Source organism: Methylophaga sulfidovorans, from assembly GCF_900114205.1.
Classification (GTDB): Bacteria; Pseudomonadota; Gammaproteobacteria; order Nitrosococcales; family Methylophagaceae; genus Methylophaga; species Methylophaga sulfidovorans.
Genome location: NZ_FOSH01000001.1, coordinates 67,065 through 83,464 on the forward strand (window position 1 = coordinate 67,065; position 16,400 = coordinate 83,464).

Below are 16,400 nucleotides of genomic sequence, written 5' to 3' on the forward strand. Positions count from 1 at the left end.
TACTTCTGTGTATCAAATATTTACTGTCTGATGCTGTGTCGATATCCATATTTAGTAATCGCTGTCGTTTTCGCTTTATCAGCCTGCACCTCAAACTATTCTGAACAGACCATCAAGCCCATTCGCAGTACTGAGCGCTTGAATGATATCTGGGACAATCATTATCGGTTTTTTATTGGTCAACCCACACCAACGCATTTTTCTGTCTGTCACAGCATGAGCTGTTACAAAATCAGTGAAGTGAGTCTGGATAAACAAGACTGGCAGGAAGTACTTGCGTTATTTTCAAAGACCAGTAGTGCAGAAGAAGAAAGACACACTATTCAACAAGCCATCGGCAAACTGGAAATTCTGGTCGGTAAACAAATTGGTAGCCAACATGATTTAGCACGTAATCAAATTGCATATAACCGTTATGGTCAAATGGACTGTATTGATGAAGCCACCAATACCAGTGTCTATCTGCGTATGCTTGAAAATGCGGATGTTTTAAAATGGCATACCACTGCTTCCCGCACTTCACGAGGTATTTTTCAGGGTCAGGCACCACATAACACCGCGACGATAATTGATACACAAACACAGACCCGCTATGCCGTAGACTCATGGTTTTATGCGAATGGAACAGCTCCGATGATTATCCAGTTGGATAAATGGATGTCAGGCTGGGAACCGGAATCAAACTAATGTTTAACTTTACGTCATTACCGCCGCTCAGTCTCTATATCCATGTCCCATGGTGTGTGCGTAAATGCCCTTACTGTGACTTTAATTCGCATGATAATCATCAAGCATTGCAAGAAGATGCTTATATTGATGCATTGATACGTGACCTGGAACAGGAATTACCCCTTATATGGGGACGCACGATTAATACCGTATTTATTGGTGGTGGTACGCCTAGCTTATTTTCTGCAGAAGCCTATGAGCGGCTTTTCTCTTCAATCAGAGCATTACTGCCTTTACATCATGATGCTGAAATCACCCTCGAAGCTAATCCAGGTACAGTGGAAGCAGATCGTTTTCGTGAATATCGTGATGTTGGTATTAACCGTCTAAGCATTGGTATTCAAAGCTTTGATCAGGATGCGCTGCAGTCTCTGGGCCGTATCCATGATAGTCCGCAAGCCATCAAGGCTGTTGAATATGCCCACGAAGCAGGTTTCGATAGTTTTAATCTGGATTTGATGTTTGGCTTGCCCGGACAGGATGAAAACAAGGCCCGGCATGATGTTGAAACAGCTATCGCTCTGGCGCCACCACATATTTCTTATTATCAATTAACGATAGAACCCAATACGCTGTTTTATGCTCAACCGCCGAGTCTTCCGGATGATGATCCTATCTACGACTGGCAGCTAGCTAATCAGGCAAGACTCGCTAAAGCGGGTTATATGCAATATGAAACTTCTGCCTATGCGCAAAAAGGTCATCAATGCCGCCACAATGTGAATTACTGGCGGTTTGGCGATTACATCGGTATCGGTGCAGGTGCACATGGCAAAATCAGCAGTGCTTCTCCACAACAAATTCAACGGCGCGTAAAACAAAAACAGCCACAAAAATATATGGAGACAGCGGGTACAGAGGCTGGATTGGTCGAGCAAACTTATGTCAGCACCGATGATGTTGGATTTGAATTTATGCTTAATGCAATGCGTTTGTTGGATGGTGTGCCTACCCCACTTTTCCAACAACATACTGGTGTACCGATTTCGACAATAAAACAAGCTATGCAAAAAGCCGAACAGTTGGAATTATTAGAGCATACGATCGCGAAAATCCGCCCCACAGAAAAAGGCCAGCGCTACCTGAATAGTCTCATTGAGCTATTTATAGAGGCATAGTATCCTTCAGCATACATACATAAGGAAACGTCTATGTCGACCCGTTCTCTGCTTATCATTGGCACAGCATTATTCTCTTTTATGAACCTGTGCCAGGCTGAAGTAATCTCCATTACCGATCCCAGCTATGAAGTGGCAAATGATCCTTCAGGCATAGTCCGGCCCACAAGAGGAATGACAATGGCTCAGGTTAAACAACAATTTGGAGAACCGGAGACAACTCATCCGGCAGTGGGTCAACCACCTATTACACGTTGGGAATATGCAAAGTTTGAAGTGGTGTTTGAATACGACAAAGTGATTCATTCAGTTGTCGTTAGATAAGAACTAAGACAACGCAACAACAGAAAATTTAATCGTCCTGACTCGGCTCAGGTTCAATATTCAGGAAACGTTTTAATGCCCATTTCGGCAGCGTTCCCATCCTTGCATGATGTAGGGAATCAGACTCAATAACAATCAATACCAACACACTCACCAGCGTTGGCAGAATCCCAAGCCCGCCGATCATGGCATAGACCGCTTCTTTCATCATGCCAAGATACATATGACCGAGAACACCTAAGGTCGACACGCTAACCAGCAGAACGAGAATCATCATAAAGAAACGACTCCAGCGGCGTGCGACTTGCCAATGCGCCCAGACAAACTCACTTTCTTCGCGTTTCACCTTACTGGATCGCCAGTAGGTATATCCCAGTGCCAAAAATGAAATTAATGGCACCAGGAATAAATACTTCATATACGTCGGACCAAACGTAGAAATCGCGGTAAACATCAAAATATGGTTACCAATCAGGTTGCTCAGAAAAATATCATGAGGCAACTTGGCGCGAGCGATTTCCTTTTCGGTAGGATCCGCGTAATAAGTCATATCATTACGCCATATTATTCAAAATAGCTTCACGAACAGCGTCAAGTGTCGCGGCTACAGTGACGACTGGTGATGTACTTTGTTTAATAGCAATATCTGGATCTTTCAAACCATGGCCAGTTAATGTACATACCACTTTGCTGTTTTCAGGAATTTTCCCAGATTTAATATCACGTAACACACCAGCTAAAGAGGTTGCAGAAGCGGGCTCACAAAATACCCCTTCTTGCTGTGCCAATAATTTTTGAGCTGCAAGAATTTCTTCATCACTACACTCATCAAACCAGCCTTGAGATTCCTCTTTGACTTTCCATGCTTTGTCCCAGCTTTGTGGGTGACCGATACGAATAGCTGTTGCCACTGTTTCAGGATCATCCACCATGTGTCCACGCATAAACGGTGCACTGCCAGCGGCTTGATATCCAAGCATCTTAGGACGTGTAGCCACAATGCCATCTTCGTAATATTCAGAGTAGCCCATCCAATGCGCAGAAATATTACCTGCGTTACCGACTGGTAAAGCATGGTAATCCGGTGCACACGAAAGCTCTTCAACGATTTCAAAAGCGGCTGTTTTCTGACCTTGTAAACGGTATGGATTAATTGAGTTAACAATAGTCACAGGCGCATGTTCAGCGACTTCTTTTACTAACTGCATACCTTCATCAAAGTTACCTTTGATTTGGATTACCGTCGCGCCATGCATCATCGCTTGAGCCAGTTTACCTTGAGCAATTTTGCCGTCAGGAATAAGTACAAATGCAGCGATACCGGCACGTGCAGCATAGGCCGCAGCTGCTGCTGAGGTATTACCGGTAGAAGCACAAATGATCGCTTTACTACCCTCTTCAACCGCTTTAGTTACAGCCATTGTCATACCGCGGTCTTTAAATGAGCCTGTAGGGTTTAGCCCTTCAAACTTCACATAAATATCGATATTTTTACCTAATGACTTAGGAATATGACTTAACTTAATCAGTGGTGTATTACCTTCACCTAGGCTGATTAGACGAGTATCGTCATTGACTGGTAAACGGTCGCGATAGCGCTCAATTAATCCAGTGTAACGTGGTCGAAATGACATAATAATTTCCTCTAAATGAATTCTTTATACAGGCTTAACCACCAAGAGATTCCATGCGAATACGCATAATAGAATCCGGTACGGTATCCAATGCTTCAATTTGCGCAATGGCCTGGTCCATATTTTTCTCTACCACAGCTTGGGTCAGCATGATAATCGGCACAATGCCTTCATGCTCTTCAGGCTGCTTTTGCAAGATGGCTTCAATATTGATGCCTTCATTGCTTAAAATTCGTGTGATATCGGCTAACACACCCGGTTTATCCAAAGTATGAATGCGTAAATAATAAGAGGTCACCACTTCTGACATAGGCAGAATAGGAGTATCTTTCAACGCATCCGGTTGGAAAGCCAAATGAGGTACACGATTTTCAGGATCGGTGGTCAAAGCACGAACGATATCCACGATATCTGCGACCACTGCTGAAGCTGTCGCTTCTGAGCCAGCACCTGCACCGTAATACAATGTTGGACCAACAGCATCACCTTTCACCACTACCGCGTTCATCACACCATTTACATTGGCTAATAAACGACGTTGAGGAATCAATGTTGGATGTACTCTTAACTCAACACCGGCCGTTGTTTTTTTCGCAATACCAAGATGTTTGATGCGATAGCCCAATTCATTTGCATTAAGCACATCTTCTTGCGCTATACGGCTGATACCTTCGGTGTAGCATTTATCAAACTGCAACGGAATACCAAACGCAATTGAAGCCATAATGGTGAGTTTATGCGCCGCATCAATACCTTCAATATCAAAGGTAGGATCGGCTTCTGCATAACCCAGCGCCTGTGCTTCTGCTAAGACATCAGCAAAATCACGCCCTTTTTCCCGCATTTCAGTCAGGATAAAGTTACCCGTGCCATTGATGATGCCCGCTAACCATTCAATACGGTTACCAGCAAGACCTTCACGCATTGCTTTGATAATCGGAATACCACCAGCAACTGCGGCTTCGAAGGAGATGGTGACGCCTTTCTCCTGAGCAAGCTCAAATAACTCATTACCATGCATGGCAATAAGCGCTTTGTTGGCTGTCACGACATGTTTGCCGTTTTCGATGGCTTTCATCACCAATTCTTTCGCAACCCCTGTACCGCCAATCAATTCAACAACGATCTGAATGTCAGGATCATTAATGATGTCAAAAGCATCATCCGTTAAATTGATAGCAGAAGTGTCACAGCCTTTAGGTTTATCAAGGTCACGATCAGCAGCGCGATATATTTCAATATCACGACCTGCACGACGACTGATTTCTCTCGAGTTCCGGGTCAATACGTTGACAGTACCACTACCAACTGTTCCTAAACCCAGAATTCCGATTTTTACTGATTGCACTCTGCCCCCTACGGTTTTCTCATCATGTCACGGATCCCACGGATCGCCTGACGTGTACGATGTTCATTTTCAATCAATCCAAAGCGCACATAATCATCACCGTATTCACCAAAACCAATACCTGGTGATACAGCGACTTTCGCGTCTTTCAATAATTTTTTACTAAATTCTAATGAGCCAAGCTCACGATATTTCTCAGGGATCTTCGCCCAGACAAACATGGTGGCTTTTGGTTTTTCTACTTGCCAGCCAATCGCATTCAGTCCATCACATAAAACATCACGGCGACTTCTGTATGTTTCCACAATCTCATCAACACAGTCCTGTGGCCCTTCCAGAGCGGTGATAGCCGCGACCTGAATCGGCGTAAACATACCGTAGTCAAGATAAGACTTCATTCGTGCCAGAGCTGCGACTAATGTCGGATTACCTGACATAAAACCAACTCGCCAGCCTGGCATATTGTAGCTTTTTGACAGTGTATAAAACTCAACAGCCACTTCTTTTGCACCTGGTACTTGTAAGATCGATGGTGCTTTGTAGCCATCAAATACAATTTCACCATAAGCCAAATCATGAATTACCCAGATTTTATGCTCGCGAGCAAAATCCACTACCCTTTGGAAAAAGTCCAGATCAACACATTGTGTGGTCGGATTACCGGGGAAATTCAGAACCAACATTTTGGGTTTAGGCCATGAATCTTTAACCGATTTTTCCAACTCAGCAAAAAAGTCGACATCCGGCGTCAATGGCACATGGCGGATATCCGCGCCTGCGATAACAAACCCATAAGGATGAATCGGATATGCCGGGTTTGGCACTAAGACTGCATCGCCAGGACCTACGGTCGCTAACGCTAAATGCGCTAAACCTTCTTTAGAACCGATGGTAACAATACATTCTGTTTCCGGATCAAGCTCGACATCAAATTTACGTTTGTACCAGCCTGCGCAAGCTTTACGTAACCTTGGAATACCACGAGAAACCGAATAACGGTGGGTATCTGGCCGCTGCGCCGCCTCGACCAGTTTTTCTACAATATGTGCGGGTGCAGGGCGATCGGGGTTACCCATGCCAAAATCAATGATATCCTCACCACGCGCACGTGCTTTTGCTTTCAAATCATTTACAATGTTGAAAACGTAGGGCGGAAGGCGTTTAATTCTTGGAAATTCGTCGTTCAACTGAATACCTGCGATAAGCTAAAAACTGTCGGCAAACTAAGCAAAATAACTGAAATTAATAAACACTTCAAATTCATTTATCAGAAGCGATTACTATGAGCCAGCAAGACCTATTTTATAACAAAATCCTGAAAGATCTTGAGGACGGTAAACTTCTTCTCCCAACATTGCCAGAAGTGGCTTTGAAGGTAAGAGAGGTTGTCGATGATCCTGATGCTACTGCAATACAATTGGCAGATATTATTGTAACCGATCCTGCCCTGTCAGCGCGCTTATTAAAAGTCGCAAATAGTCCACTTTATCGTGGTCGAGTCCCGATTGAGAGTATCCATATGGCGGTACCAAGACTGGGACTAACTATGGTGCGCAATATCGTTACCAGTCTGATGATGGAGCAAATGTTTAATGCGACAAATAAACGCCTGGAAAAACGCTTAAAAGTACTCTGGGAGCATAGCACTAAGGTTTCTGCGCAAAGTCAGGTGCTGGCCAGCAAAATTCCTAAAATGAATACTGATGAAGCAATGCTAGCGGGATTAATCCATTCCATAGGCACCCTTCCTATTCTAATGCAGGCACAAGATGAGCCTGGTTTATTGGAAAACCCGCAACGTTTAGATCAGATTATCGATAACCTCTATCCCCGTATTGGCGCAGCAATTCTCCAGAAATGGGAATTTCCACAAAGTTTGGTTGAAGTTGCCGCAGAACATAAAAACCTGAATCGTAACAGTGGTCCATCCGGTCCTGATTTAGTCGATGTGGTGCAAGTGGCCTATCTGCAAAGCTTGTTTGATACTGAAAAAGCGTTGGATCCACTGACATTAAATAAAGTGATTTCTTTTGAGAAAGTAGGCGCAGACACTGGTTTGACTGTGTATGAAATTGATGAGAATAGTGAAGAATACCTGGAAGCTTTAGCCTTATTTAATATCAAACCATAAAACTAAAAATAATACATGAGGGCAGTGATACTGCCCTTTTTGTTTATTGGAAACAAAGAGACAGAATTGTGTAATATGCATATTCTCCACTTAGAGATTAATTGGTTAAACCGCTATTTATGGCGTCTCGTATTTCTGTCTTTACTTAGTCTGCTTACCGCCTGTCAGACAAGTCCTCCCAAGTATAGTTATAGTCCGCCACAACCCGTTGCGACACTTGATCAGCAACAAACCCTCAGTCTGCTTTATCGTCAATATCAACAATGGGCCGGTACCCCATATCGTTTAGGTGGTAATAGCCATTCAGGTTTAGATTGCTCCGCTTTTGTACAGCAAACGTATAAAACACTATTTGGCATCCCGATGCCCAGAACAACATCGCAACAAATTCTGCAGGGACACCCGATAAAACGAAGTGAACTCAAATCCGGAGACTTGGTTTTTTTCCGTAAGGGCAGTCATGTAGGTATTTATCTGGAAGACGATAAGTTTTTGCATGTTTCCACCAAAATAGGCGTCACCATTTCCAGTATGCATAACAGCTACTGGTCACGTTATTTTTGGCAAGCAGTACGAGTCAAACCGGTTATCACTATTTCACCGTAGACTCATTGCTATCTTGATAAACTCGCGGCAATATGTGCGAGATTCATTATTCAGTCATGAATAAACCTAAAGGAGAACACATCATGTTCAAACGCGCTTATATAGCACTAACATGCCTTACTATCTGTTTACCCGTTCATGCTGAAACACCAAACCTGCAACCTGGGATCTGGGCTCATACCACCACCACAACCATCGAAGGCCCGATGTCCTTGCAGCCACAAACCAGCACTAATCAGGAATGTCTGACACAAGCTCAGATTGATAAAGGTGTGAATATGTTGGAAATACCGCAACAGTGTATTGTTCAACAAGTAAAAGTATTACGCGATACTGCTGACTTTGCTGTTGATTGTGATATTCAGGGTATAAAAAATCACTTTATCGGCCACACCAATTTCCACGGTGATCGTATGGATGGTGAAATGAGCAGTAAAATGGATAGCCCGATGGGCACCATGGTAATGAAGATGAACTTTACCGCAAAGCGTGTTGGTGCCTGTCCAGCGGCTGAATAAAAACTGCTGAAGTTGAACACTAAAAGCAGAAACAAAAAAGGCGAGTAAAAACTCGCCTTTTTTGTTCGTTAGTATGTATATATTACATTTACATTATTCAGGACGCATATGCGGAAATAACAGTACATCACGAATCGATGGCGAATCGGTCAGTAACATGACCAGTCGATCAATACCGATACCTTCACCCGCAGTTGGCGGCATACCGTATTCAAGTGCACGAATATAATCAGCATCATAATGCATCGCTTCGTCATCGCCGGCATCTTTTTCTTCTACCTGCGCTTTAAAGCGTTCAGCCTGATCTTCAGCATCGTTAAGCTCGGAGAAGCCATTGGCAATTTCACGACCACCAACGAAGAATTCAAAACGGTCGGTCACAAATGGATCATTATCACTACGACGGGCTAATGGTGAGACTTCCGTTGGGTAAGCTGTGATGAATGTCGGATCCATCAAGCGGTGTTCTACCGTTTTCTCAAAGATTTCGATTTGGACTTTACCCAGACCATATGTGTCTTTCAATGGAATATCTAATGATTTAGCGATATCGCGGGCAGACTCAATATCATCAAGCTGCTCAGCTTTTAATTCTGGATTAAAGTGCAGAATCGATTCTTTGACTGTCATCCGTGTAAAGGGTTTAGCAAAATCAATGTCCAGACCCTGATAGTGTACTTGCGTTGATCCCAAAACGTCTTGAGTAACGGTACGCAGCATATCCTCTGTCAGATCCATTAATTCATGGTAGTCAGCATAGGCCTGGTAAAACTCAACCATGGTAAATTCAGGATTATGACGGGTAGATAAGCCTTCATTACGGAAATTACGGTTGATTTCAAATACACGCTCAAAACCACCTACTACCAGACGTTTCAGATAAAGTTCTGGTGCAATCCGTAGGTACAAGCCCATATCTAATGCATTGTGATGCGTCGTAAATGGACGTGCTGTGGCACCGCCAGGAATCGCTTGCATCATCGGGGTTTCAACCTCCAGATAATCCTTGCTCATCAGGTAACGGCGAACACCATCAACAATTTTAGTACGAATACGGAACACATCACGACTAGCTTCGTTCATGATTAAATCAACATAACGTTGACGGTAACGTGTTTCCTGATCGGATAATCCGTGGAATTTTTCAGGTAGTGGTCTGAGTGATTTAGTTAATAACTGGATGCTATCAACATGCACCGACAACTCACCTTTCTGAGTACGGAAAAGTGTGCCTTCAGCACCGATAATATCGCCTAAGTCCCAACTTTTAAATTGTGGATAAACACCTTCCGGTAATTCATCACGCGCGACATACAACTGAATATTGCCTGACATATCACGAATAGTGGCAAAACTCGCTTTACCCATGACACGCTTAGTCATCATACGGCCGGCGATCTTCACGCGTAATGGATTAGCTTTTAATTTTTCAGCATCCCATTCTGCATATTCAGCCTGTAATTCGGCGTTCATGACATTGCGGCGGAAGTCATTAGGAAAGGCATTACCCTGCTCTCTTAATTCCGCCAGTTTTTCACGACGTTGGGCAATTAGTCGGTTTTCGTCCAGTTCTGTTTCATTTGTCATTCGGGTTTCCAGCTTATAATCCTGATTTGAGTGAGGCTTCAATAAATTGGTCCAGATCACCATCTAAGACCGCTTGCGTATTGCCGGTTTCGACTCCTGTACGCAAGTCCTTGATGCGGGACTGATCGAGCACATAAGAACGTATCTGACTGCCCCAGCCAATGTCTGACTTCGATTCTTCAGCAGCCTGTTTCACTTCATTTTGTTTCATTAATTCCAGTTCGTACAGCTTCGCCCGTAACTGGTTCATTGCACGATCTCTGTTCTGATGCTGCGAACGCTCGGTCTGACATTGCACTACAGTATTGGTAGGTACGTGAGTAATACGAACAGCCGAGTCAGTGGTATTAACATGCTGACCACCAGCACCACTGGAACGATAGGTATCAGTTCTCAGATCTGCCGGATTGATATCGATTTCAATGGTGTCATCCACTTCCGGATACACAAAGACTGATGCAAATGAGGTATGACGACGAGCACCAGAATCAAATGGTGACTTGCGAACAAGACGGTGTACACCTGTTTCTGTACGCAGCATACCAAAGGCATATTCACCTTCAAAACGAATCGTCGCACTTTTAATACCTGCCACCTCACCTGCAGAGACTTCCATCAATTCGACTTTATAGTCTTGTGATTCACCCCAACGCAGATACATACGCAAAATCATATTTGCCCAGTCCTGAGCTTCGGTACCACCCGAGCCAGATTGAATGTCCAGATAAGCATTATTCTTATCCAGCTTACCGGAGAACATGCGTTGAAATTCTAGCTTTTCCAGACCTTTTTCTAATTCATTCAGATCAGACTGGATCGCATCAAACGTGGCCTGATCATTATCCTCGACGGCTAATTCGAGTAATTCTTTTGCATCATCCAGCATTTCACGGTGGCCGGATAAAGTGGTGACAATTTTTTCCAAACTTGCACGTTCCTGCCCTAATTTCTGAGCAGTTTCCGGATCTTCCCAGACACTGGGCGACTCCAATTCACGCGTTACTTCAATTAATCGTTCAGCTTTCTCATCATAGTCAAAGATACCCCCTAAGATCGTCACTGCGATCCCGTAGGTCTTTGATTCGCTGCATCGTTGCGCCTAGTTCCAAAGGTAACCTCTAGTAAATTTGATTGCACTACCGGCGAATCCGGCAAACCACATATTGTAGCTGATTTGTCATAAAAGTTGCGTGTCCAACATTTATTGTTTTGGCAGAAAACGTTGTGGATCGACAGGTTTGCCATTACGGCGAATTTCAAAATGCAATTGATAGCGCTGGGTGCCGGTCCGCCCTAACGTGGCAATTTTTTGCCCGGACTTCACTACTTCACCCTCTTTCACTAACAAACGTTCGTTATGGGCGTATGCACTCAAGTAAACATCATTATGCTTTATAATCAATAGGTTACCATATCTTGGCAAACCATTACCACTATAAACAACTTTCCCTGAAGCTGCAGCCACTACCGCTTGCCCGGCTTTACCTGAAATATCGATACCTTTACCACCTGAACTACTATTGGAGTATGTCGCGATCACCAGTCCATCAGTCGGCCAGCGCCATTGCAAGTTCTGGCTGCCAGTATAGCTTGAGCTTGTTGATGTAGTTGCTGGCTTGGAAGTGGTCTTTGCTTGTGTCTTAGGCTTCGATGTAGATGTAGTCGGCTTGGTCACTACTTTTTGTTTACTCGAGCTTGAACCGGATGCCGCTCTTGTCGTTGACGTAGAGCCTCTGAATTTTAACTTTTGCCCAACGTATATGGTGTAAGGAGAACGAATGCCATTTATACGCGCCAATTCTTTATAATCCATGCCATAGCGCCAGCTTATAGAATATAAAGTATCGCCTTTTTTAACGGTATAAGAATAAGGCGTTTTTGCTATTTTTCGCTGATTATTTTCATAGCCATAAGAGCCAACTGGCGCCATAGCCCGGCTGCCACCACCACATGATGTTAGGGTAAAAATCAGTAGTAATGGCCAAATCCATTGCATAAATCTATACGAATATAAAATAACCTATCACCAGCGCCAACACCGTAAACCAGCCGATACGATCAATCCATAAATGAAGTTTTGATTCTAACTCATGACCGCCCCAACGCATTAACCCCGCCACCAGAAAGAAACGCATTCCCCGCCCAACCAAAGCACCAAATATAAACGGCAATAAGGCCATACTGGCTACGCCGGCCGCAATAGTAAAAATTTTAAATGGAATCGGGGTGAATCCAGCAAGAAAAATAGCCCAGATTCCCCACTGATGAAACCACTCTGCAGCATGAGTATAGGCATCCATATAACCTAAAGACACCAACCAGGGTTCAACCATATGAAAGGCAAACATGCCAATGAAATAGCCCAGCAGTCCGCCTAAAACCGACGCTACTGTTGTTAAGCCAGCTAGAAACCAGGCACGTTCTGGTTTGGCTAATGTCATCGGTGCCAACATCACATCCGGCGGCACAAGAAAACAGGAAGACTCAGTAAAGCTGACTAAAGCTAACCAATAGGTCGCGTACTTATGTCGGGCCCATATCATCACTTGTGCATACAAACCAGAAAATAAGCGCATTAAATCTGACCACTCAATAAAGGAACAAAACTGACAGGATCTAATTCGGTTTCTTCATACCTGTCACCCTGACGGTCAATCACACGTAGGGATTGCCCCTGACTTGTTCCAACCGGTATCACCAGACGTCCGCCCGGTGCTAACTGCTTTAATAATTCTAATGGGATATGTTCAGGTGCACAGGTCACAATAATGCCGTCATACGGTGCATACCATTCCCACCCCCAGTTACCATCACTGTGTTTGAGTTTTATATTATTGAGTTTAAGTTGATAAAAACGTTCCCGAGCCTGATTTTGTAAAGGTGAAATTCGCTCAACACTATAGACCCGTTCAACCAGTTTCGATAATACCGCTGTCTGATAACCTGAGCCGGTTCCCACTTCCAGAATTTTCTGGCGAGGCCCATCTTCCAGCAAGATTTCAGTCATTTTCGCCACTATATAAGGCTGTGAAATAGTCTGACCATGACCAATTGGCAAAGCCGTATCTTCATATGCGCGGCTGGCTAAGGCTTCATCAACAAATAAATGTCTCGGCATTTCACGAATAACAGAAAGTACTTCATTATTCTTGATTCCACGCTCCTGCAATCGGGCCACCAGTCGATCGCGTGTTCGCTGTGAGGTCATGCCGATGCCTCGATAGTCGGTTTTCATCTCAGATATCTTTCAACCAGTTGGCAACGCCATCAATAGCATCGTAGCGTGTTAAATCAATTTGTAGCGGGGTAACAGAAACAGCACCGCGCCGGATAGCATCAAAGTCAGTTCCAGGACCGGCATCTTCTTCTTCACCAGCAGGACCAATCCAGTACATCAAGCGACCCCGAGGATCGACTTCTTTAATGACGGGTTCGGCCTTGTGTCGATGACCAAGTCTGGTACTTTCTATACCGGTAATTTCATCAATAGGTAAATCCGGCACATTCACATTCAGAATCGTATCAGCCGGTAAGGCAGATAATTTAAGCTGAGCAACAAGTTTCTTTGCTACCCAGGCTGCTGTCTCGTAATGCGTTCCATTATGGGATGTCAGTGAAATAGCAATTGCCGGCAGTCCCAGAAACCGTCCTTCCATTGCTGCAGCGACAGTACCAGAGTAAAGCACATCATCGCCCAGATTCGCCCCGGCATTAATACCTGACACCACCATGTCCGGTTCATCTTCCAGTAATCCTGTAATCGCCAGATGCACACAGTCAGTCGGCGTACCTTCTACTCGGTAAACGCCATCTTCTTGTTGTTCAAGTCTTAGCGGATTTTCCAGTGTCAGTGAATTACTGGCACCACTTCTGTTTCTATCAGGGGCAACAACGGTTATCTCTCCCAGTTCTGCCATCGCTTTTGCCAGAGTGCGAATGCCTTTCGACATATACCCGTCATCATTGCTTATCAGGATTTTCATTAGATTGTTTGGTCTTTAAGCTCTTGTTATTTAAGCGCTCATATCTTAACAAGATTGAGCAGAGATCGTTATAAAATCACGTAAAACAGCCGTATAGCAGAAGAAATACTAACTAAGCCTCAACGCTAGCAGCGTAATATGACATCGTTGTCACGGTAATAAAATTTATTCAGCGACTTCCATTCCACTGACTTTTTGTAAGCCACGAGGGAGTTTATGTCCTCTTTTACCTCGATCTGCTTGATAATGTGCCAGATCGGCTGGTTTTAGAGTTAAATGGCGTCTGCCAGCATGTAAAGTCAGCCCTTGTTCATTAGGTACTATAACGACGGCTTGCATCCATTCTTGACCAGACGTGAATTTCGCCTGAGGAATATTGATCAGACGAACACCTTTCCCCTTATTCATTTCTGGAATGTCATCAATTGGGAACACTAGTAAACGACCATCCCCGGATGCTACGGCAATCTGCGTCTCTTTACTGTCAATAAATAATGGTGGCAGTAAAGCAGCACCTTTTGGCATATTAAAGATAGCTTTACCGGCTTTATTTTTAGCCAATAAATTATCGAGTGTTGTGATAAATCCATAACCCGCTGTATTGGTCAGTAAGACTGACTGCTCAGCTTCAACCGCCATTACAGCTACAAATCTAGCTTCAGCGGGTGATTGTAATCGACCACTTAGTGGCTCTCCCTGACCTCTTGCTGAAGGTAGCGTATGAGCTCCCAGGGAATAACTGCGTCCACTATCATCCAGAAATACTATTTGTTGATTACTTCTGGCTTTTACCGAAGCAAAATAGCGATCACCGGTACGGAAATTTAACGTAGCTGGATCAACATCATGGCCTTTAGCTGCCCTTACCCAGCCACTCTCAGATAACACAATGGTCAATGGCTCGGTGGGTAATAACTCGGTGGCATTTAATGCTTTTGCCGCCTTTCTTTCAATGATATTTGAACGTCTGTCGTCACCGAATTTTTCTGCATCAGCCGTCAATTCTTTTCGAATAAGTGTTTTAAGGCGAGTATCGGATCCTAATAATAATTCAAGTTGTTTACGTTCTTTACTCAGCTCATCCATTTCACCACGGATTTTCATCTCTTCCAGTTTGGCTAAATGGCGTAAACGTAACTCTAATATGGCTTCGGCCTGCCGATCACTAATGCCAAACCGCTCCATCATGACTGCTTTGGGATGATCTTCAGTACGAATGATTGCAATCACTTCATCAATATTGAGGTAGGCCACCAACAAGCCTTCCAACACATGCATGCGATCCAGCACTTTATCCAGCCGATATTGCAATCGACGGCGAACCGTTTCTACACGATAAGTCAGCCATTCCTGCAACATATTCAACAGGTTTTTCACCTGCGGACGACCATCCATGCCAATCATATTCATATTGACACGATGGCTGCGTTCTAAGTCCGTAGTTGCAAATAAATGTGACATCAGGCTGTCGATATCAACACGGTTAGATCGGGGCATGACGACCAGACGAACTGGGTTTTCATGATCTGACTCGTCGCGTAAATCAGCTACCATCGGTAATTTTTTTGCCTGCATCTGAGCTGCAATTTGTTCCAGGACTTTTGCTCCGGAAACCTGATATGGCAACTCATAAATGATAATTTCGCCTTCTTCTTTTTTATAACATGCCCGTTGTTTTATCGAGCCATGCCCGGTGGCATATATTTTATGAATTTCATCTCGGCTGGAGACAATTTCAGCACCCGTTGGAAAGTCTGGCCCCTGAATATCTTCAAGTAAATCTTCCAGTGTACTTTTAGGTGTTTTTAATAAACGTAAACAAGCATTAACCACTTCACGCAAATTATGAGGGGGCACATCGGTTGCCATGCCCACCGCAATCCCTGTCGTACCATTTAATAATAGGTTGGGTACGCGGGCTGGCAATAAGGCAGGCTCATCCATTGTGCCGTCAAAATTAGGCACCCAATCCGCTGTGCCTTGTCCAAGTTCACTTAATAAAACCTGCGAATAAGCGGCGAGACGGGCTTCGGTATAACGCATTGCGGCAAAAGATTTAGGGTCATCAATTGAGCCCCAGTTACCTTGCCCATCAACTAAAGGATAACGATAAGAAAATGGCTGCGCCATTAACACCATGGCTTCATAACAGGCGGAATCACCATGGGGATGATATTTACCTAAAACGTCACCGACCGTTCTGGCTGATTTTTTATGCTTGGATAAAGCACTCAGACCGAGTTCAGACATCGCATAAATAATCCGACGCTGAACAGGTTTTAGACCATCACCAATATGCGGTAATGCGCGGTCCAGAATGACATACATCGAATAATCCAGATACGCTTTTTCAGTGAAATCGCGTAGCGGCATATTCTCCAAATCATCGACGAAAGTAGTCATGGGTTATATCTCTTTATCA

At 44.1% G+C, this 16,400-nt stretch carries 17 protein-coding genes; 6 read left to right on the forward strand and 11 right to left on the reverse strand.

Annotation, left to right across the window (positions count from 1 at the left end):
- Positions 1-30 precede the first annotated feature (30 nt).
- From BM232_RS00355 to BM232_RS00365, 3 genes are read left to right on the forward strand one after another with little or no spacing between them, the layout of a single operon-like run.
- The gene (locus BM232_RS00355; RefSeq protein WP_245752780.1) at positions 31-687 is read left to right on the forward strand and encodes a hypothetical protein; all 657 of its coding nucleotides are present in this window, start codon (positions 31-33) and stop codon (positions 685-687) included.
- Positions 687-1,847 (forward strand): radical SAM family heme chaperone HemW, encoded by a 1,161-nt coding sequence (gene hemW / locus BM232_RS00360; RefSeq protein WP_091711210.1) that lies wholly within the window; start codon positions 687-689, stop codon positions 1,845-1,847. Before BM232_RS00355 ends, hemW begins: the two co-directional genes overlap by 1 nt.
- A gap of 33 nt (positions 1,848-1,880) precedes the next feature.
- Entirely contained in the window at positions 1,881-2,171 is a 291-nt protein-coding gene (locus BM232_RS00365) for a hypothetical protein (RefSeq protein ID WP_091711211.1), read from the forward strand.
- Between the two features lie 28 nt (positions 2,172-2,199).
- Here BM232_RS00365 and BM232_RS00370 read toward each other — a convergent pair whose 3' ends face one another.
- The 4 genes from BM232_RS00370 to alaC are packed head-to-tail and all read right to left on the reverse strand — an operon-like array spanning position 2,200 to position 6,340.
- The gene (locus BM232_RS00370; RefSeq protein WP_091711212.1) at positions 2,200-2,721 is read right to left on the reverse strand and encodes a hypothetical protein; all 522 of its coding nucleotides are present in this window, start codon (positions 2,719-2,721) and stop codon (positions 2,200-2,202) included.
- Positions 2,722-2,725: 4 nt separating this feature from the next.
- Positions 2,726-3,805: a threonine synthase gene (gene thrC / locus BM232_RS00375; protein ID WP_091711213.1), complete on the reverse strand. Its 1,080-nt coding sequence runs from the start codon at positions 3,803-3,805 to the stop codon at positions 2,726-2,728.
- A 34-nt stretch (positions 3,806-3,839) separates the two neighbouring features.
- Positions 3,840-5,153 carry a homoserine dehydrogenase gene (locus BM232_RS00380; RefSeq protein ID WP_091711214.1) on the reverse strand — a complete coding sequence of 438 codons (1,314 nt, stop codon included), beginning with the start codon at positions 5,151-5,153 and terminating at the stop codon, positions 3,840-3,842.
- A gap of 8 nt (positions 5,154-5,161) precedes the next feature.
- The gene (gene alaC, locus BM232_RS00385) at positions 5,162-6,340 is read right to left on the reverse strand and encodes an alanine transaminase (protein WP_091711215.1); all 1,179 of its coding nucleotides are present in this window, start codon (positions 6,338-6,340) and stop codon (positions 5,162-5,164) included.
- 95 nt (positions 6,341-6,435) lie between these two features.
- Here alaC and BM232_RS00390 point away from each other — a divergent pair, with 95 nt between their 5' ends.
- The 3 genes from BM232_RS00390 (at position 6,436) to BM232_RS00400 (ending at position 8,408) form a co-directional block, all read left to right on the forward strand.
- Entirely contained in the window at positions 6,436-7,284 is an 849-nt protein-coding gene (locus tag BM232_RS00390) for an HDOD domain-containing protein (RefSeq protein ID WP_091711216.1), read from the forward strand.
- Positions 7,285-7,359: 75 nt separating this feature from the next.
- Entirely contained in the window at positions 7,360-7,890 is a 531-nt protein-coding gene (locus BM232_RS00395; protein WP_091711217.1) for an NlpC/P60 family protein, read from the forward strand.
- 83 nt (positions 7,891-7,973) lie between these two features.
- Positions 7,974-8,408, forward strand: coding sequence for a DUF3617 domain-containing protein (locus BM232_RS00400; RefSeq protein ID WP_091711218.1), 435 nt, complete (start codon positions 7,974-7,976; stop codon positions 8,406-8,408).
- Positions 8,409-8,501: 93 nt separating this feature from the next.
- Here BM232_RS00400 and lysS read toward each other — a convergent pair whose 3' ends face one another.
- The 7 genes from lysS to parC all read right to left on the reverse strand — a co-directional run bounded on the left by lysS (position 8,502) and on the right by parC (position 16,381).
- Positions 8,502-9,995, reverse strand: coding sequence for a lysine--tRNA ligase (gene lysS, locus BM232_RS00405; protein WP_091711390.1), 1,494 nt, complete (start codon positions 9,993-9,995; stop codon positions 8,502-8,504).
- Positions 9,996-10,008: 13 nt separating this feature from the next.
- Positions 10,009-11,086, reverse strand: a protein-coding gene (gene prfB / locus BM232_RS00410; RefSeq protein ID WP_143092237.1) for a peptide chain release factor 2 whose coding sequence is annotated in 2 segments (ribosomal slippage) — positions 10,009-11,031 and positions 11,033-11,086 — 1,077 coding nt in all. Because the reading frame shifts where the segments join, the coding sequence is not laid out codon by codon here.
- 110 nt (positions 11,087-11,196) lie between these two features.
- The gene (locus BM232_RS00415) at positions 11,197-11,991 is read right to left on the reverse strand and encodes a peptidoglycan DD-metalloendopeptidase family protein (RefSeq protein WP_091711220.1); all 795 of its coding nucleotides are present in this window, start codon (positions 11,989-11,991) and stop codon (positions 11,197-11,199) included.
- Between the two features lie 4 nt (positions 11,992-11,995).
- Positions 11,996-12,571: a YqaA family protein gene (locus tag BM232_RS00420; protein WP_091711221.1), complete on the reverse strand. Its 576-nt coding sequence runs from the start codon at positions 12,569-12,571 to the stop codon at positions 11,996-11,998.
- Entirely contained in the window at positions 12,571-13,230 is a 660-nt protein-coding gene (locus BM232_RS00425; RefSeq protein WP_091711222.1) for a protein-L-isoaspartate(D-aspartate) O-methyltransferase, read from the reverse strand. Before BM232_RS00425 ends, BM232_RS00420 begins: the two co-directional genes overlap by 1 nt.
- Before the next feature lies 1 nt (position 13,231).
- Positions 13,232-13,978 (reverse strand): 5'/3'-nucleotidase SurE, encoded by a 747-nt coding sequence (gene surE, locus BM232_RS00430; RefSeq protein ID WP_091711223.1) that lies wholly within the window; start codon positions 13,976-13,978, stop codon positions 13,232-13,234.
- A gap of 165 nt (positions 13,979-14,143) precedes the next feature.
- A complete protein-coding gene (gene parC, locus BM232_RS00435; protein ID WP_091711224.1) occupies positions 14,144-16,381 on the reverse strand; it encodes a DNA topoisomerase IV subunit A in 2,238 nt (745 codons plus the stop codon).
- Positions 16,382-16,400 lie beyond the last annotated feature (19 nt).

Bases quoted from the DNA above. Each gene is read 5' to 3' on its own strand.
- BM232_RS00355 (WP_245752780.1), top strand. From the start codon at position 31: ATGCTGTGTCGATATCCATATTTAGTAATCGCTGTCGTTTTCGCTTTA.
- hemW (WP_091711210.1), top strand. From the start codon at position 687: ATGTTTAACTTTACGTCATTACCGCCGCTCAGTCTCTATATCCATGTC.
- BM232_RS00365 (WP_091711211.1), top strand. From the start codon at position 1,881: ATGTCGACCCGTTCTCTGCTTATCATTGGCACAGCATTATTCTCTTTT.
- BM232_RS00370 (WP_091711212.1), bottom strand. From the start codon at position 2,721: ATGACTTATTACGCGGATCCTACCGAAAAGGAAATCGCTCGCGCCAAG.
- thrC (WP_091711213.1), bottom strand. From the start codon at position 3,805: ATGTCATTTCGACCACGTTACACTGGATTAATTGAGCGCTATCGCGAC.
- BM232_RS00390 (WP_091711216.1), top strand. From the start codon at position 6,436: ATGAGCCAGCAAGACCTATTTTATAACAAAATCCTGAAAGATCTTGAG.
- BM232_RS00395 (WP_091711217.1), top strand. From the start codon at position 7,360: ATGCATATTCTCCACTTAGAGATTAATTGGTTAAACCGCTATTTATGG.
- BM232_RS00400 (WP_091711218.1), top strand. From the start codon at position 7,974: ATGTTCAAACGCGCTTATATAGCACTAACATGCCTTACTATCTGTTTA.
- lysS (WP_091711390.1), bottom strand. From the start codon at position 9,995: ATGACAAATGAAACAGAACTGGACGAAAACCGACTAATTGCCCAACGT.
- BM232_RS00415 (WP_091711220.1), bottom strand. From the start codon at position 11,991: ATGCAATGGATTTGGCCATTACTACTGATTTTTACCCTAACATCATGT.
- BM232_RS00420 (WP_091711221.1), bottom strand. From the start codon at position 12,571: ATGCGCTTATTTTCTGGTTTGTATGCACAAGTGATGATATGGGCCCGA.
- BM232_RS00425 (WP_091711222.1), bottom strand. From the start codon at position 13,230: ATGAAAACCGACTATCGAGGCATCGGCATGACCTCACAGCGAACACGC.
- surE (WP_091711223.1), bottom strand. From the start codon at position 13,978: ATGAAAATCCTGATAAGCAATGATGACGGGTATATGTCGAAAGGCATT.
- parC (WP_091711224.1), bottom strand. From the start codon at position 16,381: ATGACTACTTTCGTCGATGATTTGGAGAATATGCCGCTACGCGATTTC.